22 protein-coding genes and 1 pseudogene are annotated in these 20,351 nt (G+C 69.9%); 16 read left to right on the forward strand and 7 right to left on the reverse strand.

Annotated elements, in window-relative coordinates:
* Positions 1–43: 43 nt before the first annotated feature.
* The 6 genes from ACIQ7M_RS20135 (at position 44) to ACIQ7M_RS20160 (ending at position 5,060) form a co-directional block, all read left to right on the forward strand.
* On the forward strand, positions 44–799 hold the full coding sequence (locus tag ACIQ7M_RS20135; RefSeq protein ID WP_403646042.1) for a hypothetical protein: 756 nt from the start codon (positions 44–46) through the stop codon (positions 797–799).
* Positions 796–1,722, forward strand: coding sequence for a hypothetical protein (locus ACIQ7M_RS20140; protein WP_403646045.1), 927 nt, complete (start codon positions 796–798; stop codon positions 1,720–1,722). Before ACIQ7M_RS20135 ends, ACIQ7M_RS20140 begins: the two co-directional genes overlap by 4 nt.
* The gene (locus tag ACIQ7M_RS20145) at positions 1,719–2,711 is read left to right on the forward strand and encodes a hypothetical protein (RefSeq protein WP_403646048.1); all 993 of its coding nucleotides are present in this window, start codon (positions 1,719–1,721) and stop codon (positions 2,709–2,711) included. Before ACIQ7M_RS20140 ends, ACIQ7M_RS20145 begins: the two co-directional genes overlap by 4 nt.
* 263 nt (positions 2,712–2,974) lie before the next feature.
* Positions 2,975–3,550 (forward strand): FABP family protein, encoded by a 576-nt coding sequence (locus tag ACIQ7M_RS20150; protein WP_351860268.1) that lies wholly within the window; start codon positions 2,975–2,977, stop codon positions 3,548–3,550.
* Between the two features lie 75 nt (positions 3,551–3,625).
* Positions 3,626–4,051 (forward strand): Fur family transcriptional regulator, encoded by a 426-nt coding sequence (locus ACIQ7M_RS20155; RefSeq protein ID WP_355759844.1) that lies wholly within the window; start codon positions 3,626–3,628, stop codon positions 4,049–4,051.
* Between the two features lie 43 nt (positions 4,052–4,094).
* Positions 4,095–5,060: a YgfZ/GcvT domain-containing protein gene (locus ACIQ7M_RS20160; protein WP_403646052.1), complete on the forward strand. Its 966-nt coding sequence runs from the start codon at positions 4,095–4,097 to the stop codon at positions 5,058–5,060.
* Positions 5,061–5,103: 43 nt separating this feature from the next.
* Here the strand turns inward: ACIQ7M_RS20160 and dtd are convergent, their stop codons facing one another.
* The gene (dtd, locus tag ACIQ7M_RS20165; protein WP_403646055.1) at positions 5,104–5,529 is read right to left on the reverse strand and encodes a D-aminoacyl-tRNA deacylase; all 426 of its coding nucleotides are present in this window, start codon (positions 5,527–5,529) and stop codon (positions 5,104–5,106) included.
* 194 nt (positions 5,530–5,723) lie between these two features.
* On the opposite strand from dtd, the gene ACIQ7M_RS20170 reads away from it, so the two are divergent.
* From ACIQ7M_RS20170 to ACIQ7M_RS20180, 3 genes are all read left to right on the forward strand, one after another.
* Positions 5,724–6,377 (forward strand): AmfC protein, encoded by a 654-nt coding sequence (locus ACIQ7M_RS20170; protein ID WP_403646059.1) that lies wholly within the window; start codon positions 5,724–5,726, stop codon positions 6,375–6,377.
* Positions 6,378–6,522: 145 nt separating this feature from the next.
* The gene (locus tag ACIQ7M_RS20175; RefSeq protein WP_403646062.1) at positions 6,523–7,635 is read left to right on the forward strand and encodes an asparaginase; all 1,113 of its coding nucleotides are present in this window, start codon (positions 6,523–6,525) and stop codon (positions 7,633–7,635) included.
* Between the two features lie 267 nt (positions 7,636–7,902).
* On the forward strand, positions 7,903–9,258 hold the full coding sequence (locus ACIQ7M_RS20180) for a GNAT family N-acetyltransferase (protein ID WP_403646065.1): 1,356 nt from the start codon (positions 7,903–7,905) through the stop codon (positions 9,256–9,258).
* Between the two features lie 163 nt (positions 9,259–9,421).
* Here the strand turns inward: ACIQ7M_RS20180 and ACIQ7M_RS20185 are convergent, their stop codons facing one another.
* Positions 9,422–9,607, reverse strand: coding sequence for a hypothetical protein (locus ACIQ7M_RS20185; protein WP_037622368.1), 186 nt, complete (start codon positions 9,605–9,607; stop codon positions 9,422–9,424).
* A 195-nt stretch (positions 9,608–9,802) separates the two neighbouring features.
* Between ACIQ7M_RS20185 and ACIQ7M_RS20190 the strand changes: the two genes are divergently transcribed.
* Positions 9,803–10,732 (forward strand): winged helix-turn-helix domain-containing protein, encoded by a 930-nt coding sequence (locus ACIQ7M_RS20190; RefSeq protein ID WP_403646069.1) that lies wholly within the window; start codon positions 9,803–9,805, stop codon positions 10,730–10,732.
* On the opposite strand, the gene ACIQ7M_RS20195 is transcribed toward ACIQ7M_RS20190, so the two are convergent.
* Complete coding sequence (locus ACIQ7M_RS20195; protein ID WP_382792264.1) at positions 10,722–10,916, reverse strand: hypothetical protein; 195 nt, start codon at positions 10,914–10,916, stop codon at positions 10,722–10,724. The two genes, ACIQ7M_RS20190 and ACIQ7M_RS20195, sit on opposite strands and share 11 nt — an antisense overlap.
* Before the next feature lie 188 nt (positions 10,917–11,104).
* On the opposite strand from ACIQ7M_RS20195, the gene ACIQ7M_RS20200 reads away from it, so the two are divergent.
* The 5 genes from ACIQ7M_RS20200 to ACIQ7M_RS20220 all read left to right on the forward strand — a co-directional run bounded on the left by ACIQ7M_RS20200 (position 11,105) and on the right by ACIQ7M_RS20220 (position 16,969).
* The gene (locus tag ACIQ7M_RS20200) at positions 11,105–11,989 is read left to right on the forward strand and encodes a GntR family transcriptional regulator (protein ID WP_403646073.1); all 885 of its coding nucleotides are present in this window, start codon (positions 11,105–11,107) and stop codon (positions 11,987–11,989) included.
* Positions 11,938–12,726, forward strand: a complete 789-nt coding sequence (locus ACIQ7M_RS20205) for an HAD family hydrolase (RefSeq protein WP_386980673.1) — start codon at positions 11,938–11,940, stop codon at positions 12,724–12,726. The genes ACIQ7M_RS20200 and ACIQ7M_RS20205 overlap by 52 nt, the downstream gene beginning before the upstream one ends.
* Before the next feature lie 476 nt (positions 12,727–13,202).
* The gene (locus ACIQ7M_RS20210) at positions 13,203–14,075 is read left to right on the forward strand and encodes a phosphotransferase family protein (RefSeq protein WP_403646076.1); all 873 of its coding nucleotides are present in this window, start codon (positions 13,203–13,205) and stop codon (positions 14,073–14,075) included.
* Between the two features lie 40 nt (positions 14,076–14,115).
* Positions 14,116–14,796 carry a TetR/AcrR family transcriptional regulator gene (locus ACIQ7M_RS20215; protein WP_403646079.1) on the forward strand — a complete coding sequence of 227 codons (681 nt, stop codon included), beginning with the start codon at positions 14,116–14,118 and terminating at the stop codon, positions 14,794–14,796.
* 40 nt (positions 14,797–14,836) lie between these two features.
* Positions 14,837–16,969, forward strand: coding sequence for a HelD family protein (locus ACIQ7M_RS20220; protein WP_403646082.1), 2,133 nt, complete (start codon positions 14,837–14,839; stop codon positions 16,967–16,969).
* A 262-nt stretch (positions 16,970–17,231) separates the two neighbouring features.
* Here the strand turns inward: ACIQ7M_RS20220 and ACIQ7M_RS20225 are convergent, their stop codons facing one another.
* From ACIQ7M_RS20225 to ACIQ7M_RS20240, 4 genes and pseudogenes are all read right to left on the reverse strand, one after another.
* Positions 17,232–17,660 (reverse strand): hypothetical protein, encoded by a 429-nt coding sequence (locus ACIQ7M_RS20225; protein ID WP_403647005.1) that lies wholly within the window; start codon positions 17,658–17,660, stop codon positions 17,232–17,234.
* A 144-nt stretch (positions 17,661–17,804) separates the two neighbouring features.
* Positions 17,805–18,212, reverse strand: a pseudogene (locus ACIQ7M_RS20230) (TniQ family protein); the annotation flags it as partial.
* 3 nt (positions 18,213–18,215) lie between these two features.
* Positions 18,216–19,259: an AAA family ATPase gene (locus ACIQ7M_RS20235; RefSeq protein WP_403646085.1), complete on the reverse strand. Its 1,044-nt coding sequence runs from the start codon at positions 19,257–19,259 to the stop codon at positions 18,216–18,218.
* Positions 19,256–19,480 carry a hypothetical protein gene (locus ACIQ7M_RS20240; RefSeq protein ID WP_403646088.1) on the reverse strand — a complete coding sequence of 75 codons (225 nt, stop codon included), beginning with the start codon at positions 19,478–19,480 and terminating at the stop codon, positions 19,256–19,258. The genes ACIQ7M_RS20235 and ACIQ7M_RS20240 overlap by 4 nt, the downstream gene beginning before the upstream one ends.
* A 275-nt stretch (positions 19,481–19,755) precedes the next feature.
* Between ACIQ7M_RS20240 and ACIQ7M_RS20245 the strand changes: the two genes are divergently transcribed.
* Positions 19,756–20,349 (forward strand): DUF4240 domain-containing protein, encoded by a 594-nt coding sequence (locus ACIQ7M_RS20245; protein WP_403646091.1) that lies wholly within the window; start codon positions 19,756–19,758, stop codon positions 20,347–20,349.
* Positions 20,350–20,351: the final 2 nt, after the last annotated feature.

Genomic DNA, 20,351 nt, shown 5'->3' on the forward strand with positions numbered 1-20,351 from the left:
CTTGGTGGTACCCGAAGGTCCCGAAACACCGGAAAGACCGAGCGTGCCCGAGGTCGCGCCGATCGTCGATCCGGGTACGACACCGGACGCTCCGTCAGCGCCCGGGCGCCGTCGGCGCGGTCGTACGACTCTGCTCATCGCCACGGCCGCCGTGCTCGGTCTCGTCGCCGGTACCTGCGCCGGATATCTGGTCCAGGCCGACCGCGAGCCGACCCGGCTGCCCTCGCTGTCGCAGCCGGTGGTGGCCCAGGCGAAGGGCCCCGGGCCCGAACCCCTGTCCGCCGCCCAGGACCACCGCGTCAAGACGAACGGCGACCTGCGCAAGCTGCTGATCAGCCGGCCGAAGGGCACGAAGGTGCCCGACTGGGCGCCGGAGCAGGACGGCTGGCTGGACATGGCCGCCTACGCGCACGCACTGAAGGATTCGGACCGAGCGTTCGGTCGTCTGGCCGAGGCGGAGTTCCGCCGGGGCGCCGGGGTCAGCTGGAACATGGGCAGCACGGGCAACACCCAGATCCGGCTGGTGCAGTACCGCCAGGAGGAGAACCTCAGCGCCGCGGATCGGGCGAGTGACTGGTACGTGTACCGCTCCAGCGGCGAGTGGTCCCTCCCGGGTGCGAGTGACGGCATGGTCTACCTCTTCAAGCCGGAGAGGAAGGCCGGCTACCTGCCGCTCTACAAGGCTCAGGCGACGGCCTCGCGTGGTGACATCGCCATGGAGATCTGGATCTACGACTCCAAGCCGATCCCGAAGTCGAAGATCATGGACCTGGCCAAGCGGCAGTTGGAGCGGCTGTGAACGAGCAATCCCCGAACCCGGAGACCGCAGAGGCCGTGAAGCCCGGTCCGGCGTCGATCGCGTCGGAGCCGACGGCCCCTGCGCCGGCCGTCCCTGAGACACCGGAACCGACCCTGCCGGAGTCCGTCGTACCGCAAGCGGTCACCTCCGAGTCCGCTGCGGTCGCCGCCGAACCCGCCCCTGCCAGGAAGCCCGTCAGGCGTGGCCGTATCGCGGCCATCGCCGGTTCCGTGCTGCTCGTCGGTGCCGTCGTCGCGGGCAGCGCCTACACCGTGGTGACCGTCCAGGACGCCGACCGGGACGCGGGTGCGCCGAACTGGAAGTTCCCGAAGGCCACGAGCGGCGAGGCCAGGACGAAGGCAGCCTCCTCGCTCGCCGCCACGCTCGTGCCGTACGACGACGCCTGGAAACGGGGTCCGGACATCGCCCGGTTCGGCTCCGACGCCGCGCTCAGCGGGGGCGAGGCCACCGCCCTGCGCAAGGAGGCGGTCCGCGGCCTGCCCCGCTCCCAGCGGCGGCGGATCGAGAAGGAGATCGACAAGCAGCACACCAAGGGCATGGCCATGCGCAGCTACCTCGACAGCCGCTTCCCTGGAGAAGGCGTCGTCACGGTCAGCATCCAATTGGCGCAGATCGAGGACAAGCGCGCCGTGCGGAACATGTCGACGTTCCAGAACGGGCTGTTCGACGCCCTCAAGATCTTCCGCTCCGGACCGAAGATCGAGGGCCACAAGAACGCCAAGTGCTTCCTGTCGCCCAAGGAGAAGGGGGAGAAGCTCGACATGATGATCTGTTCCGCCTATCAGGGTGACGTGCTGGTCAGCGCCATCGCGTACGCGCCCAGGCCGATGACCACCGACGGGGTCGCGTACCTGCTCCGTGAGCAGCTCGACCGTATCCAGGAGCCGGGAGAGGCGGTATGACCGAGCAGACGACACCGGTCGACGACATGAGACCGGTCGAGGACACGACACAGGTCGAGCAGGGAGTGTCCGCCGAACGCGAGGAGTCGCGCGCCGCCGAGCCGCAGCAGCCGGTCGTCGTGGCGGAGGCCGGGACGGAGGCCGGGGCCCGGGCCGCGGCGCCGCCGTCGCCTGTCGCGCCGACCGTGGCCGGTGAACCCGAGGCGATCCCAGTCAAGGTCAAGAAGGACCGCCGGGTGCTCCGCGCCGTCCTGCGCTGGACCGCCGCCACCGTGGTCTTCGCCGCGGTCGGCTCCGCCGCCGCGTACGGCATCACCGGTATGGAGCGCACCGACGTACCCGGTCTCGCGACGAAGTCCGACGGGCGCTGGGACTACCCGGCCATCGTCAAACCACCTCTGCCGTCCGGCAGCCCGGGGCCGTTCGCCGAGTCCAACAAGGCCGGAGTCCACTCCGCCGACCTGCGCGAGCTCCTGCTCACCGCCCCGAAGGGCGCCACGGCGGACCCGGCGCTGCGCGGCGCGGACGGCTGGCTCGCGAAGAGGTCCTTCCTGGCGCAGTACGCGGAGAAGACGGACCGGGACACCGTCGGCCAGTTGTTGACCGACTACGCCCTGCGGCACATCGCCGCACGCGGCTGGACCACCGCCGACGGCACGCGCACACGGATCTATCTGCTCCAGTTCGACACCGCCGCCGTCGCGGAGGACCTGGTCGCCAACAAGGTGGCGTACTACGACTCCCCGCAGTACGCCCTGCAGGGGGCCGAACTTGTCGAGCGGGACGAGGCGTTCCCGGAGCGGGCCGCGGTCGACCAAGTCACCCGGTACGCGTACACGGAGAGCAAGCCGTACGGCGCCGAACAGGTGCGCGAGGCGTATCTGTCGGCCGGGGACACCGTGGCCCTCGTCGTGCAGTCCCGCAAGGGTGCGACGCCCGAGATCCCCTTCCAGCAGACCGTCGTCCTGCAGAGCCAGCTCCTCGGCTGAGCGTGACGGGCCCGGCAGGGCCCACCTGGAAGAGAGGGCCGGGCCCCAGCCGCGTAAGCTGGGGCCCGGCTTTTGTGTACTCCCCCATCTCGGCTGTGCCCGAGCGGGGACCCCGTTCCGCTCACCGAGGAGCACCCGCGTGGAGATCTTCTTCGAAACCCTGCTGGCCCTGGTCTGCGTCGGCGTGCTCGCCTTCGCCGCGCTGACCGTGAAGAAGCTGTACCAGGGCCAGCGCTGACCCCCACCAAGGAACTGTTCAGCTCATGATCGAGATCCCGTCGGACCTCCACAAGGACCTGGTCCCCCTTGTCTTCCTGCTCGGCGACTGGGCCGGAGTCGGTGTCCACGACTTCCCCGGCTCCGAGAAGTGCAACTTCGGGCAGGAGGTCAGCTTCACGCACGACGGGCGGGACTTCCTCGAGTACCGCTCGCACAGTTGGGTGCTCGACGAGAACGGCGAGAAGGTCCGGCCGCTGGAGACGGAGACCGGCTTCTGGCGCGTCGACGCCGACCGCAAGGTCGAGGTCGTGATGACCCGCGACGACGGCGTCGTCGAGATCTGGTACGGCGAGCTGGCCGACAAGAAGCCGCAGATCGACCTGGTCACCGACGCCGTGGCCCGTACGGCCGCCTCCGGTCCCTACAGCGGCGGCAAGCGTCTGTACGGCTACGTGAACAGCGACCTCATGTGGGTCGGCGAGAAGCAGACCCCCGAGGTCGAGCTGCGCCCCTACATGTCCGGGCACCTGAAGAAGGTCGTCACCCCGGAGGACGTCGAGCGCTGGGCCAAGGCCCTGCCCGACGACATGCCGGACGACGGGATCGCCTTCTTCAAGTAGGACCCCGCCGCGCGCTCCCGGGCCGCCTGCCGTTCCCCAGGGCGGCGTCCCCGGGAATGGTCCTAGACTTCCAGTGTGGTGAGCACCGACTGGAAGAGCGACCTCAGGCAGCGCGGCTACCGGCTGACGCCTCAGCGCCAGCTTGTCCTCGAAGCAGTGGACACCCTGGAGCACGCGACCCCCGACGACATCCTCGGCGAAGTGAGGAAGACGGCGTCGGGGGTCAACATTTCCACGGTCTACCGGACCCTGGAGCTCCTGGAGGAGCTCGGGCTGGTCAGCCACGCCCATCTGGGACACGGCGCGCCGACCTACCACCTGGCCGACCGGCACCACCACATCCACCTCGTCTGCCGCGACTGCTCGAACGTCATCGAGGCCGACGTCTCCGTCGCCGCCGAGTTCACCGCGAAGCTCCGGGAATCCTTCGGCTTCGAGACGGAGATGAAGCACTTCGCCATCTTCGGCCGCTGCAAGGACTGCCAGGACCTCCAGAAGTGACAGAAATAAAATCGGCGACCGCTCGGTCGTAGTGTGTATGTCCATGAAGAGTTCCCTCCTGTCCCTGCCCGGCGCCGTTCCCGCCGAGGGCGTGGACGAAGGCGTCGCCGCCCACTACGGCGACCTGTTCCGTGAGCAGCGCGCCCTCGCCGACGGCGTCGGCTTCGTGGACCTCTCGCACCGCGGTGTCGTCACCGTCACCGGGGACGACCGGCTGGCCTGGCTGCACCTGCTGCTCACCCAGCACGTCACCGACCTCCCGGCCGGCCAGGCCACCGAGGCGCTGATCCTCTCCGCGAACGGCCACATCGAGCACGCGCTGTACCTCGTCGACGACGGCACGACGGTGTGGATGCACACGGAACCCGACACCCAGGACGCGCTGGTCGCCTACCTGGAGTCGATGAAGTTCTTCTACCGGGTCGAAGTCGCCGACCGCACCGCCGACTTCGCGGTCGTCGAGCTGCCGGCCGGTTCGATCGCCGAGGCCCCCGAGGGCGTCGTCGTCCGCGAGACGCCGTACGGCCGTGATCTCTTCCTGCCGCGCGCGGACCTGGACTCCTGGGCGGAGAAGGCCGGACCGCCGGCGGGACTCCTCGCCCACGAGGCCCTGCGCGTCGAGCAGCACCGGCCCCGCCTCGGCTTCGAGACCGACCACCGCACCATCCCGCACGAGCTGGGCTGGATCGGTACCGCGGTCCACCTCCAGAAGGGCTGCTACCGCGGCCAGGAGACGGTCGCCCGCGTCCAGAACCTGGGCAAGCCCCCGCGCCGCCTGGTCTTCCTCCACCTCGACGGCAGCGAGGTCGTCCTGCCCCCGCACGGCACCGAGCTGCGCCTCGCGGGCGAGGACCCCGGCGGCCGCACGATCGGCTTCATCACCACCTCCGTACGCCACCACGAACTCGGCCCGATCGCCCTGGCCCTCGTGAAGCGCAACGTGCCGGTGGACGCCCCGCTGATGGCGGACTCGACGGCGGCGGCGCAGGAGGTCGTGGTCGAGCCGTAGGGCTCACATCGGCCGGGCCCCGCGGCTCACACGTCCAGAAGGCTCACATGTCCAGAAGGACGGTGAACGGGCCGTCGTTCGTCAGGGAGACCCGCATCTGGGCGCCGAACCGGCCCGTGGCCACGGTGGCGCCCAGGGCGCGGAGCTGGGCGACGACCTCGTCGACGAGGGGCTCGGCCACATCGCCGGGGGCGGCCGCGTTCCAGGTGGGGCGGCGCCCCTTGCGGGCGTCGCCGTACAGCGTGAACTGGCTGATGACGAGAAGCGGCGCGTCGATGTCGGAGCAGGACCGCTCGTCGGCCAGCATCCGGACGGACCAGAGTTTACGGGCGAGTTGGGCCGCCTTCTCCTTGGTGTCCTCGTGGGTGACCCCGACGAGGACGCACAGGCCCTCGCCGCTGATCTCGCCGACCGTCTCGCCGTCCACGACGACGCTCGCGCCGTCCACTCTCTGCACCACCGCACGCATGCGGACCATGATGCCGTGTCATGGCTGCGTCGCGCGGTGCGGGCCCTTCGCGTGATTTTCCGGGGTAACCAACCCGCCATCTGGGGCTGATCGGGTCACTCGGTCACATAGCGGCCATCTGGGGTGGCACCATGCGGGGTGTTGCGGTCCGGCCGTTGGGCGGACCGCGCCGGTCGAGGGGACGGTAGAGGTACATGAGCACATCGAGGACCGGGCGGACCGGAGCCGTGTCATTGACCCGTACGAGCGCACGGGCGGAAGCGATGACGGCCCGGACGCCGGTGCAGCGCACCGACAGCGGCCCGCTGGCGGCCGATCCGGCCCCGGCAGGCATCGTCGTGCTCCGCCTGCCCGAACTGCGGACACTGCGCCGGGACGCCCAGCGGGACGAGGCCGACCTCAGCTACGTCCGACGGCTGCTCCAGGGACGTATCGACATCCTGCGCGCGGAGCTCGCCCGCCGCGGGGAGCGCCGGATGCCCGCCGCGGCCTCCGGACACCTCTTGCCCATGGACCGCGGGAAGCCCTCGGTCGTCGAGCGGCTCTCGGAGATCCTCACGGACGCGCCGGCCCGGTACCGCTCCTCGGCCCGTCATGTGACCGTGGGAACGCCGCACGGCGAGGAGTACCGGGCACTGGCCGCCGACATGCTCGCCGAGGTGGAGCTGTCGGACCTGGAGGCCCGTACGGACGACGAGCTGGGCGCGGGGCTCGGCCGTCTCGTGCGGTACGAGCAGCAGGTCTCCCGGCGGCGCCAGCAGCTCCAGCGCACGGCCGACGATTGCAGCGCCGAGATCGCCCGCAGGTACCGTGAAGGGGAAGCACAAGTAGACGACCTGCTCATGTGACGTGGCGGCCCCGGCGATCCCGGGGCCGAGGGGCGCGCCGGCACCCAGGAGGCGCGGTTCCGCTCCGCGCGGGCGAGGGCGCCGTCCGGGGCACGACCCGGCCGCCGCCTTCCGAGCGGGTCCCCGTTCCGGAAGGCCACCGCCGATGTCCGCAGCTCCCCGCACGCCCGAAGGCTCGCCCATATCCGACGGCACCCGGGGTGTACCGGGTGAGCCCGGCACACCGGGCGCCCCGAGCACGCCCCGCACGGCTCGTACGCCCGGTACGGCTCCCGGCCCCGAGGGGACACCCCGGTCCGGCGCGACCGGCGCATCCGGGACGCTCCCGGTGCTCGCCGAGGTCGTGCGGTCCGGCTTCGTCGAGGGGCACCACCGCGGCAGCCTGGTCGTCCTGGCCGCGGACGGGACGGTCGAGCTGGCGCTCGGCGAGGTGACGGCACCGGTCTTCCCGCGCTCGTCGAACAAGCCCATGCAGGCGGCGGGCATCCTGCGCGCGGGCCTGGACCTGGCCGGGGAGCGCCTCGCCCTGGCCGCCGCGAGCCACTCCGGCGAGATCTTCCACCGTGATCTGGTCCAGAAGATGCTCGTCGAGCACGGGCTGGACGCCGGACAGCTCCAGTGCCCGCCCGACCTGCCGCTGGACCCCGTCGAGGCCGAGACCTACCTCGCCTCCGGTGCCGTCCGCGATCGGGTCACCATGAACTGCTCCGGCAAGCACACGGCGATGCTGGCGGTGTGCGCGCAGCGCGGCTGGTCCACCGAGTCCTACCTCGATCCCGGGCACCCCCTCCAGCAGCTCATCCACTCCGTGGTCGAGGACGCGGCCGGGGAGCCCGTCGCGGCGGTCGGTACGGACGGCTGCGGGGCGCCCCTGATGGCCATCACCCTCACGGGTCTCGCCCGCGCCTTCCGGTCCTTCGTCCTCGCGGCCCCCGGCTCCGCCGAACGCCGGGTGGCCGACGCCATGCGCGCCCACCCCGAGTACGTCGCCGGCACCCGGCGCCCCGACACCTGGCTGATGCGCGAGGTCCCGGGCGTCCTGTCCAAGATGGGCGCCGAAGCCGTCCAGGCGGTCGCGCTGCCCGACGGCCGCGCCCTCGCCTTCAAGATCGACGACGGCGGGACCCGTGCCCTGGGCCCCGTCCTCGCCCGCGGCCTGGACCTGCTGGGCGTGACGGGCCCGGTGGTGACGCGGATCGGCGCCGCCCCCCTGCTGGGCGGCGGCCGCGAGGTGGGGGAGATCCGGGCGGCTTTCTGACCTGGGATCCGGGTGGCCTTTTCGGCCCGGGGTGCGGGGTGGCGTTTCCGTTCCGGGGCGGGGTGGCCTTTTCGATCCAGGATCCGGCGCCCCTTTCGGCCCGGCATCCGGGTGGTCTTTCCGGTCCGGGATCCGGAGGCCTCCTCCACCCGGGACAGGGGTGGCCTTTTCGGTCCGGGATCCGGGCGGGGACGGCCAGGACCGGCCGGGAGGGGGCGTGCGGAAATCCGCGCGACACCCCGGCCGGGGTCCGCCTAGCGTGGCTCCATGACCCCGCACGAAGCTCTCGCCGCCCAGGACGCCCAAGCCGTCATAGATGCCGATGACGCCGGAGACGCCGGAGGCGCGGACACCGGCGGCACGGGCGCGGCCGCCGACGCGATCGACGTACGACCGATCGCCGCCCCCGACCTGCGGGACTGGCTGCGTGCCGTGAAGACGGGGTTCCTTCAGGAGCCGGTCGTCTCGGACGAGGACGTCGAGAACCGCAGATCGGCGTTCATCCTGGGGAGGACCCTGGGCGCGTTCGACGGTTCCCGCTGTGTGGCGACGTTCCGGTCGTTCCCGCAGGAGGTCACCGCGGTCGGCGGGGCGGCCGTCCCCGCGGACGCCATCTCGAACGTGACCGTCACTCCCACGCACCGCCGCCGGGGCCTGCTCACCCGCATGATGACGGCCGACCTGGCGGCGGCGAGGGAGCGGGGCGATGTCGTCGCGACCCTCATCGCCGCCGAGTACCCGATCTACGGCCGGTTCGGCTTCGGCCCGGCCACCACCTCCACCGAGTGGACCGTCGACGTACCGCGCACCGGTCTCGACCCGCGCTGGGCGGGCCCGGCCGACGGCGGCCGTATCGACCTCCTGGACGTCGAGGAGGTCCGCAGGGAAGGCCCCGAACTGCACGAGCGGCTCCGGCGCGGCCGGCCCGGCATGATCAACCGCGACGCCCGCTGGTGGCAGATGAACACCGGCGTGCTGAGGTTCGCCGGCTTCCCCTGGAAGGAGCCGTTCTACGCCGCCTACCGCTCGGCGTCGGGCGAGATCGAGGGCCTCGTCGCCTACACCGCGGACGACGACTGGGCGGACTCCAACCAGCCCCACAACACGGCGGAGGTGAAGTGGCTGCTCGCGGTGACGACGGCGGCCGAGCGCGCCCTGTGGAGCTACCTCTGCTCCATCGACTGGATCACCCGGGTCAAGACCGGCCGACGCGCTCCCGACGACCTGCTTCCGCAGTTCCTGCCGGATCCGCGTGGCGCCCGTATCAGCGGCCAGACGGACTGGCTCTGGGTGCGGATCCTGGACGTCGTACGGGCTCTGGAGGCGCGGACGTACGGCACCGCCGGGACGCTCGTGCTGGACGTGCGGGACGAGAGCGGACCGGACGGAGGCCGCTTCCGGCTCCGGGCCGCTCCGGACGGCACGGCGACCTGCGAGCCGGTCGCCGAGGAGGCGGACCTGTCGCTGTCCATCGCCGATCTGGCGACGCTGTGGCTCGGGGACGAGTCCGCGGTGCGGCTCGCGGCGCTGGGCCGGGTCCGGGAACGGCAAGAGGGCGCCGCCGCTCTGGCCGACGCCCTGCTGCGGACGTCCAGGCGACCGTGGTGCCCGGACATCTTCTGAACGGTGGGTGCCTGTAGGGGCGTTCTCCTTCCGTGCGGGTGGCGGGCGACTGCTGCGACTGCCGATCCGTAGCGATTCAGTTGTGTGGTGCTGACTGACCGTGCTCCCGGCTCCCCTCCGGAGGGGAGCGCGGTCAGCCGGACTGGCGGACGGTGACGTCCGCTCAGCCGGACTGGGCGAGCAGCATCACGAGGATCACGGCCCCGATGCCGCTGACGGTGGTGTTCCGGGCCTTGAGCCCGACGGACAGCGCGACGAACGCGATGATGCCCATCGGCCCGTACTCCCACTGGATGAGTTGCTCGAATCCGATGGCCAGGGCGGCGACGGCGAGGGCGACGAGCGGCATGACGGTCCCTCCTTCGGGACGGGGAGGCGGACCCCCGCTGAGGACCGTCCGCCCCGGCCACCCGGTGTCCAGGTGGAACTTCGGCGGCCAACCCTCTGGAAGTTTGACCATGTTGTGCAAGTTGGCTACCAACTCACTGTTACTTATCTCCGTGTTGGGACGACTCATAACCACCTATCCGGCAACTGCCCAAAGATGGCGGGAAGTTGTAGGGTTCTGGTTGTGGAGCCGAAGCATGCCGTCGTCAACGGACGGAACAGGTCACCACGGCCACCGAGGTCACACCGCGAGGTGGCCGACGAGCTGCGCGGCCGGATCAGGTCCGGTGAGTTGCGGGCCGGCCAGCGCATGCCGACCCAGGCCAGACTGGCCGACGAGTTCGGCGTCGAGCGCGGCGCGGTGCGCCAGGCGCTGCGCATCCTCCAGTCGGAGCACCTGCTCGTCGACGTGTCCAAGGGGAGCCCGGCGACGGTCGCGGACCATCCCGAGAGAGTCCTGACCGGGCCGCAGTCGCGGCCGCAGTCGACCATGGTGGCGCTCGCCCCGCGGATGACGGCGGCCTTCGAGGTCCCGCACGTGGCGATCGACGCGCTGTGTCTGACCGCCGTGTCGCTCACCCTCGCCATGGGCGAGCCGTTGCGCGAGATTCACGCGGGACGCATAAAACCGGCCAGGGTCGACGTCCGGGTGCTGCTTCCCAGCCGCGACATCGACCTCGCGTTTCCCGCGCCGGTCGACGGCATGGCGGACGACCGTCCGCGGCGTCGCTGGCTGGCCCAGCGCAACGCCCAGGTGCAGGTGCTGCGGCACAACCTGCTGGCGCTGCGGACCACGCACGGCGTCGACGTGCGGGTTTCCTTCCGCGCGCTGCCCTTCACCCCGCCCGTGAAGCTCTACCTCCTCAACGAGGCGGAGGCGCTCTTCGCGTACTACACGCTGGCGCGGCGGGGCGAGGAGATCGACCACGAGTACCTGGAGACGTACGACGCCGAGGGCACGCAGTCGATGCTGTTCCCCTTCCGGCAGGGGGTGGGACCGGGGGACACCACGTTCGTGGAACAGTCCCACCGCTGGTTCGACGCGCTGTGGGAGACGATCAGTTCGGAACCGCTGATCACGAACTGACGGCCGGTCCCGCCACCAGCAGGGCCAGGACGACGGCTCCGATGGAGCTGCACGTGGGGTTCTTCGCCTTGATCCCGATGGTGAGCAGCAGCAGGCCGACGATGCCCGTCGGTCCGTACTGCCATTGGACGAGTTGCTCGAAGCCGACGACGAAGACGGCGGAGAGGAGGGCGATGGCGGGCATGGTGGTTCCTCCTGCTTCTCTTCGGAGACGTGCTGGGGGTGCCGGGTGCCGTAGATGGGTGAGAGGAGGCAAAACTTCCGCCATCTTGGCCAAGTTGGTAACCAACTCTGGTTAGGTTGTCCCCACTTGGTAAGTGTCCATAAACAACTTTCGAGTAACTCCCCAAAGATGGGAGAGAGTTGTACCGTTTGGTCGTGACTCAGGAGAACGTTGTGGTGAGTGACAGCAGCAGAAGGCTTTCGCCCCAGGAGATCGCCGAGGTCCTGCGGGAGCGCATCCGTACCGGCGAGCTGAAGGCCGGTGACCGTCTGGCCACCCAGGCGGAGCTGGCCGACGAGTTCGGCGTCGAGCGCGGCACGGTCCGCCTCGCCCTGCGCGAGCTCCAGGAGGGCGGCCTGCTCAGCAATGTCAGCAAGGGCAGCCCGCCACGGATCGCGCAGGTCACTCCCAGCCGCAACGGGCCGCAGCCGACCATGGTGGGCCTCGCCCCGCGTCTCACCGAGGCGTTCTCCGTCCCCCATGTGCGGATCGACGCGGCCTGTCTCACCGCGGAGACGCTGATGCTGGCGCTCGGCGAGCCGCTCCGCCAGATCCACGACGGCAGGATCCGCCCGGAGCGCATCGACGTGCGGATCCTGCTGCCCAGCCGGGAGATCAACCTGGCGTTCCCCATCTCTGTCGACGACCAGGGGGACGAAGACCCGGTCCATGACCGCTGGCTGCGGCAGCGCAACGCCCAGGGTCACGTCCTGCGCCACAACCTCCAGTCCCTGCGCTTCTCCCACGGCATCGACGTCCATGTGGCCTTCCGGGCCCTGCCCTTCACGCCGCCGGTGAAGCTGTACCTGCTGAACGGGACGGAGGCGCTGATCGCCTACTACATGATCGCCAGGCGTGAGGAGGAGATCTCGGACGACGAGACGCTGGACATGTACGACACCCTCGGAACCGAGTCCCTGCTCTTCTCCTTCGAGAAGCAGTCCGGGGCGCGGGACACCGCCTTCGTGGACGAGTCCGAGAAGTGGTTCAACGCCCTCTGGGAAACCATCACCACGGACCTGAAACTCACCTAGTGACTTCTGATACGACGCAGACTGATGCGGTGGCGACACAGACGGAGAACCTGCGGGACACGATCACCCAAGCGCGCTTCGTGCTCTTCGACTTCGACGGGCCGGTCTGCCGGCTGTACGCGGGGCACGCCGCCGAGAAGGTGGCCAGGGATCTGGTCGACTGGCTCGAACGTCAGGGGATGCGCGGCCTGTTGACCCCGGAGGAGCGTCGGCACCCCGATCCGCTGGTGGTCCTGCACGCGGTCGACCGGCGGCGTCCGCGCAGTGACCTGGTGGCCGAGCTGGAGGCGCGGTTCACCCAGCAGGAGCTCAAGGCGGTGGCCAAGGCCTGGCCCACCGAGTACGCCGACGCGGTGATACGGACCTGGAAGGCCATCGGTGTCCGGCTGGCGATCACCACCAACAACTCGCCCCGCACAGCCGCTCATTATCTGGAGAACCGCGGCCTGGCCGAATGCTTCGCGCCCCACATCTACGGCCGCACCCAGGATCTGCACCATCTCAAGCCGGACCCCGACTGCCTGAACCGGGCCTTGACGGCCCTCGGCGCGGAGCCGTCGAAGGCACTCATGATCGGCGACGCCCCCTCGGACCTGTACGCGGCCCAGCGGGCCGGGGTCCCGTTCCTCGGCTACGCGCGTCACGAGGACAAGGAGAAGCAGCTCCGGGACGCCGGGGCCGAGCACGTGGTGACGTCCATGAAGACGGTGCTGCAGGCCTTGTGGGGTCAGCGCTGAAGGGGCGCGGGCTGTGCCCCGGGGGAGTGAACCGTGAGATGCCCGCGCGAGGGCTCGCGCGTGCCGTAGCCGCTGCTCAGTGCCCGTGTCACGGCAGGGGGAAGACGGGCTTTCGTGCAGCCGCCCGGCGCGCTGAGGAGCTGGTCCTCTGGAACTATGCCCATTCACGAGTGGCGACGGAGCGCACGGAGTTACCGTTCTCCCCTCTTTTCTCTTTGGTGTGCGGTTGCGTGAGAGAACGGTCAATGTCACCCGAATCGGTTTCCTTGGCTCTGCGGCGAGCCGTCGAGGTGAGTGGCGACGCGGGAGTGGTCGAGGGACCACTTCACGGCTACCACCATGAGACGTATGTCTTTCCGCTGCCGAGTCGGACGGAAGAGGCCGAAGCGGTTCGCTGGAAGTGCCGCGAACCGCGACCCGGACTGTTGTGGTTCGACCGGCGCTGTTTCGCGTCCGAAGAAGAGCTGCTCCGCGCGTTGCAGGGGCGTATCGGGGGCATCCCCGACCTCATTCAGGCGGGCTCCGCCGGTCTTCAGCGGTTCATCGAGGGCGAGACGCTGGGAGCGCTGTACGGATCCGGCAGCGGGATCCCCTTGTCCCTCTTCGGGCAAATCGTTTCCCTCTTCGGGCAGTTGGCCCGAGTGAAGCCCGATTCCCTGACCGCGGAACGGACGTGCGCATCCGTCTACCGGGCTTCCGAGGGCGACACCGACGGCTTTTTGAGGCGGCTGATCCTGTTCACGGAAGAGGAGGTGTACCAGCGGAATATGCCCGACTTCAAAGGCCTGTTCTACGACCTGGGGCTGGACGGCGCCTCTTTCGGAAAGCTCCGCGAGCATGTGTCGGGACTGACCAGCCGCCCTTTCTGTCTGCTGCACGCCGATCTGCACCGCGAGAACTTCGTGGTCGACGGACTGGGCCGGCTCTGGACGATCGACTGGGAACTGGCGATGTTCGGAGACCCGCTCTACGACCTGGCCACCCATCTCTACCTGATGCGGTATCCGCGGGACCAGGCGGACCGCATGACCGAGCGGTGGTCCGAGACCGTCGAGAGCGTCGCCCCCGGCAGTTCGGCCGGGTGGGAGGCGGACCTGCCCAAGCTGCTCGCCTTCAAGAGGGCCCAGTCCGTCTTCACCGATGTCATCCGCACGGCCCTGTCGCTGGCCGAGGAGGCGGAGGTCGACGAGCGTCTCCTGGTCCGTGCCGGCGGCAGGATGCGGCAGGTGCTGCACGCCGCGAAGGAACCGCTGGGGATCGAGTCGCCGTCCGAGGAGGACGTCACGGCCTCGCTCGGGAAGTGGTACTTCAAGAGCTGCGCGCCGGTCGGCGGCAGGCGCCGGCCGTGACCCGGTCACCGGCCCCCCGGCCATGCGTAGGCTCGTGACCATGAGTGACACCGGACTGCGCGAACGCAAGAGGCGACGGATGTACCAGTCCGTCTCCGACATCGCCATCGGCCTGTTCCTGGAGAAGGGGTTCGACGCCGTGTCCGTCGCCGAGGTCGCGGCCGCCGCCGAGATCTCCAAGCCGACGCTGTTCCGGTACTTCCCGTCCAAGGAGGACCTGGTCCTGCACCGGTTCGCGGACCACGAGACCGAGGCCGCGCGGGTCGTCGAGGAGGGCCGGGCGGCCGGGCGGTCCCCGATCGACGCGCTCCGCGAGCACTTCCTGGACGGTCTGCGCCGGGAGGACCCCGTCACCGGGCTCAACGAACATCCCGGCATCCTCGCCTTCCACCGGCTGCTCTACGGGACGCCCTCGCTGGTGGCGCGGATGTACGGGTACCTGGAGCGGTCGGAGGCCGCGCTCGCCGACGCCCTCGCGAAGCCGCTGGGCGCCGGGCTCGACGCGCGGCTCGCCGCCGGACAGATCACGGCCGTGCGCCGCATCCTCGCCGAGGAGAACCTGCGGCGGATCGCGGAGGGGGAGCGGGTGGCGGCCGTACGGCCGGACGCGGTGGCGGCCGCCGAGCGGGCCTTCGCGCAGCTCGCGGCCGGATTTCCCGGGCTGGCCCGGTCCGCTCACTCGGGCACGGCCCGCCCGACCCCGGAAATGCATCCCGGTTAAAAATGTTACGCGGTTACGTTATTCCGGTACTCTGGATGGAATGACACCACCCGACCGCGCCCGACGGCCTGCCCCGGACCTGCCGCTCGCCCGCTCCCTCTCCCGGTCCCTCTCCCGCGAACGCGCCTTTCACGACACCTGTCGAGCCGCCCTCGCCGCGATGGTCGACGGTGCCGAGGAGCAGGTCGTCACCGGTGAGGACGTCTCCGCCTCCGGAGCCGACGCCGAAGTGCTCGGGTACCAGCTGCGCAGCCAGGCAAAGGAGATGCGGGAGCTGCCCCAGGGCCCCCTGTTCTTCGGCCGCCTGGACTTCCAGGACTCCGCCGCGGCGGCGGGCGATCACGCCGGGCAGAGCTACCACATCGGGCGGCTGCGGATCAGGGAACACCCCGCCGCCCCGCCCCTCGTCGTCGACTGGCGGGCCCCCGTCTCCCGCGCCTTCTACCAGGCCGGCGCCCGCGACCCCCAGGGCGTCGCCGTCCGCCGCCGGTTCGGCTGGGCCCCGGGCAGCCGCGGAGACTCCGCCGACCTCACCGGCCTCGAGGACGAACCCATCGGGATCGAGCGGCCGTCACCGGGCCCGGCCCCGCAGGAGGCGGCCGACGCCGGGAGTGTGGAGGACGAGGCCGCTCGGGGAGGCTCGATCCTCACCGAGGAGATCGAGCGCCCTCGCGTCGGCCCCATGCGGGACATCGCCGCCACCATCCAGCCCGAACAGGACGATCTCGTACGAGCCGATCCGGCGGCCTCGGTCTGTGTGCAGGGCGCCCCGGGCACCGGCAAGACGGCCGTCGGGCTGCACCGGGCCGCCTATCTCCTCTACACGCATCCACAGCGCGTCCGGCGCGGCGGACTGCTGATCCTCGGCCCCAACCGCACCTTCCTGTCGTACATCGCGGAGGTCCTGCCCGCGCTCGGGGAGACCGGTGTGCGCCAGTCGACCATCGGCGAGGAGATCGCCCGCCGTCCGGTGACCGGGGAGGACGGCGAACGTACCGAGGTCGTCAAGCACGACGCCCGGATGGCGCGGGTGCTGCGCCGGGCGCTGTACGGGCACATCGGCGTGCCGGACGACGACCTCGCGGTGCCGGACGGCACCTACCGCTGGCGTGTCCCCGTCGCCGTACTGCGCCGCATCGTGGACGACGTACGAGCCGAGGAACCGCCGTACGACGTGGGGCGGGAGCGAGTGCGGACGCGGGTCGTGCGCCATGTGCGGCACAAGGCCGAGCTGCGGGGCGGGCCGCAGACGAACGCCTGGGCGCAGCGGATCTCGCGGGCCGGGCCGGTCGGCGCGTACGTCGACGCGGTGTGGCCGCGGGTGCGCCCCGAGGAGCTGCTCGCCCGGCTGCTCACCGACGCCGAGGCGCTGGAGCGGGTGGCCGACGGGATCCTCGACGCCGAGGAACGGAAGGCGCTCCTGTGGGCGAAGCCGCCTCGGTCGTGGAAGTCGGCGCGCTGGTCGGCCGCCGATCTCGTCCTCCTCGACGAGATCGCCGGGCTGATCGAGCACCCCGAGGGATACGGCCACTTGGTGATCGACGAGGCGCAGGACCTGTCGCCGATGGAGTGCCGGGCCATCGCTCGACGGGCCTCCTTCGGGTCGCTGACCGTGCTCGGGGACCTCGCGCAGGGCACGACCCCCTGGGCGGCGCGGGAGTGGGGCGGACTCCTGGCGCATCTGGGCAAACCGGATGCGGCCGTCGTCCCGCTGACGGTCGGATTCCGGGTGCCCGGAGCCGTCGTCGAACTCGCCAACCGGGTGCTGGACCGCCTGGACGTGGGCGTGCCTCCGGCCCGGTCCCTGCGCAGGGACGGCGAGTTGAGGATCCGCCCGGCCACCGACCTCTCGGCCGAGACCGTCGCGGCCGTAGCGGAGGCGCTCGCGCACGAGGGGTCCATCGGGGTCATCACCGCGGACGCGGATGTCGCGAAGGTGCGGGACGCGCTGCGCGCCGCCGGGATGAACGTCGCCGGAGTCGACGAACTCGGCGCCCGGATCGCGGTGCTGCCCGCGAGCCTGGCCAAGGGCCTCGAGTACGACCATGTGGTGGCCGTGGAGCCGGCGGCGATGGCGGAGGCGGAGGCGCGGGGCCTGCACCGGCTCTACGTGGTGCTGACCCGTGCGGTGTCCCGCCTGGACGTGATCCACACACGCCCGCTGCCCTGGTGACCCCGCGGCCGTTCCCGCGGCCCGGCGATTCGGCCGGTTCACCTACGGAAGAGGGGGGCTGCCCACGCATCACAGCGACAGGTGTCCGTTCCCAAAAGATCTGGATCGAGGAGGTGCCTCTGACCTGGGCCTTGTCAGTTTTGTTGGGACGGGTTCGAAGCCGGGCGGCCCAGTGGATCTGGACGGTGCTGCGCCTGCTTGAGCGCGAGCCGAGGCGGTCCCATTTGTCCTGTCGGACGGCACGGCCGTGGCCTGGTGCTTTTCAGTTCTGGTGGGACTCTTCCCGTAGGGCGTCGTAGTCGTCCGGCGTCGTCACCAGCATCAGTGATCGTCCCAGGGAGTCGGTCCAGCGAAAGAGGGGGTCGTTGGAGAAGGCGTGGGAACGGAGCTTCTCGCGGAGAGTGGGGACGTTCAGCCGGTGCTCGGCCTCTGTGTAGACGGTGTCGATGGTGCGCCGGTGCTGGCTGAGGCTCGTCCATCGGCCAGGTTCCCGTAGTGCCCGCCAAGCAGGATCGGCCAGCATGCCCAGCAGCGTGACGAACTCTGGATAGGTGGCGATGTACTCCCGCTCGTCGACGCGTCGCCTGATGATGTTCCCGTAGATGGCTTCCTTTGGAGGAAGCTGGGCGAGGCGGTCGTTCCAGCGTGAGAGCAGATGAGGTTGCTTCTTGTTCAGGAGCCATGAGCGCACCAAGTGCTGCGCTTCCTTTGTCGCTGCTTCCAGGGTGTCGGGGAAGCGCCGGGCGATCCGTCGGTGTCGGTGCTCAGCGGTACCGAGCTCTGGTAGGTGACCGACACGGTAGTGGCGGTTGCCGTCCACCCAGATGCCGTGTCGGCGGCAGAGTTGGGGATTTGCGGGGCGATGGGCGAGGACTGGCCTGGTGATCCCGCGGCGGTGCATGCAGTGTGAGCAGGCGATGTAGAGATGCCGACGGTAGCGGACTACCTCACCTGTGGTGCGCGCCTCAACCCGGGCGATCGCTGGTAGCAGCATCCGGAGGGTCTCGGGCGTAAGGCCCGTCAGGGTGGCCAGCCGTGGCAGAACCATCGGAGTCCAGCGCCAAAGCGTGTCCGTTCTCTTACCAACCTGCGCGTTTTTGAATGGTGTCAGAGTCTTCGCCAGCTGGCCCGCCGTCACATTGTTGGCGGCGGCGAGGCGGTGCAAGTACCAGCCGAAGACTTCTCCGTGGACTGGTGGCAGAGGAAGTGGCAGGAGCCTGACCGGGGCTTCCCAGGGCTCCATTGCTCAGGCCGCCTTCGGCCTGCGGGCGTACTTGGGGCGGGGGCGATCGGGCCGGGTCTTCTGGACGGCGTGGTCGAGCTCGATCGCGTCGAGCATGCGCTTGGTGATCTTTTCCGTGCCGCTGTCGACTGCGGCTTCTCGGATGAGCTGGGAAAGACTGCCGATCAGCCCGCCAGTGCGCTCGTGGAGGTAATCGGCCATGGCGACCAAGGTGCCGGGACGATGGGCGTGTAGGCGCAGGGAGTTCTCCATCGTCACCACCAGGGCCTGCCAGCTCTCCTTGTCCGCGCGGATTCTGTGGCCGAAGGGTCGGGAGGGGATGACCGTATAGCGGCCGGCGATCTGCTGTCCGCGAGTGCCCTGGAACAGGCTGCTGGTCTCGACGTCGAGACCAGCTAGCACGAAGGTGGCCGCGATCCGTTCCGAGAGGTACTTGAGCTGATCGGATGCCTCGGCTCCATTGCGGGTGGTCAGGTCGAGGTTGTGGATCTCGTCGACCAGGACGAGTGTGGTGCCGAGCTTGCCGAGCAGGTCACAGACGGCGTTGGTGATCTGGACCTGGCTCATGCGGTGCTCCAGCGGGATGCCAAGGAATCGGGCGAACTCGCCTGCGAGCATCTTCGGGGTAGCCGCTGGGGGGACGGTGACGAAGACGACCGGCAGTCCGCCGACGGCGTTGGGGCTGCGCCGCCGGGTGATCTGTTCGACGTTCTTGCCCAGCTGGGTGATCGCTGTGGTCTTGCCGGTGCCGGCCGAACCGGACACGATCAGGCCGCGACGGGCGGAGACTTGGTGCCGGTTGAGCACGATGCGTTTGCGACCCGTAGTGACGACGCCGCGGATCGTGGGAGTGTTCACGATGACGGATCGTGTGTGGTAGTCGATCCGCGCTTCCCTGCAGGACTCCAGCTCGCCCTCGTCCAGGACGGTGCCGGACGGGAGTGACGCCGGGGGATCAGGGTTCTCGTCGACGAACGCCCGCCAGCCTTCCTTCGTGGTCAGTGACATCTGCGGGTTGGCGATGTCCTGTGGCGGAGCCTCGCTCACAGGCGGCTCCCGTCGGTGAAGGCGTCGAAGACGCCGAAGGGAATGACGTTCGACGGCTGCTCCAGGACGGTGGTCTCGTCCTCGGCGTCTTCCGGAGCTGAAGCCTGCGGCAGAGCAGGGACGGACCGGGCGGGCTCCAGGGCGGCGCGGGTACGGGCCGCGATACGGCCGTCCGGCCCGGTTTCCGCCCGCGTCAGCAACTGGTCGACTGCTGCGGCCACGGCGGCTTGGTTGGTGTCGTCCTGGCCCCGCATCGCAAGCAGGTCCCGGGCTCGGCGCCAGGTGAAGTCCGCAAACGGTGTCGAGACCAGGTGCCGGTGTGTCCACGGAACCGTGATCCACTCTCCGGTGCGCGCGTTGCGTACCCAGACCTGAGACAGGTCGTAGGGGTCGTCGCTTCATCAGAGGTGAGCTTGATGATGCTCTCCGTGTTCTCCACTGCTCGAACATAGTTCGCCGACCCTGCGGTGTCAGAGGTGCCTGGCACAGTGCCGCCGTGAACATCGATTCCTTCTGGAAGCTCATCGAAGAGTGCCGACGGCAGACGCGGGGCCGGGACGAACGGCTGACCTGGTTGCGTGACGAGTTGTCGCGGAGGCCGCTGACAGAGATCGTGCAGTTCCAGGTTCGCCTGGACGAAGTGACGCACGAAGCCTTCACCTGGGATCTCTGGGCTGCTGCGGAGCGGATCTTCGGCGGCTGGTGTTCGGACGACGGATTCTGCTACTTCGGCCTGTGGATGGTGGGGATCGGTCGGGAAGCCTTCGTGCGGGCAGTGATCGATCCCGACTCTCTGGCCGACACCCCAGAGGTTCAGTGCCTGGTGGGTCGCCCTCGGGAGTTCTGGAACGACGACTGGCCGGAGTGGGAGTCTCTCGACTACGTGGCCATGGAGGCGTATGGACTACTCACCCGCGCGGATGACGACTGCGGCGACGCATTCTATGAAGCCGTCGAAGCCGAGGAGGGCGCTGTAGGCGGCAATCGAGGGCCGCGCGGCGAGCAGTGGGACGTGCGATGCGAAGACGAGGCGATGCGCAAACTGCCGAGACTGAGCGCGATGTTTCCCCTCCGGCCACTGGTCCGGTAGGC

This window comes from Streptomyces sp. NPDC096324, from assembly GCF_044763015.1.
Taxonomy (GTDB): Bacteria; Actinomycetota; Actinomycetes; order Streptomycetales; family Streptomycetaceae; genus Streptomyces.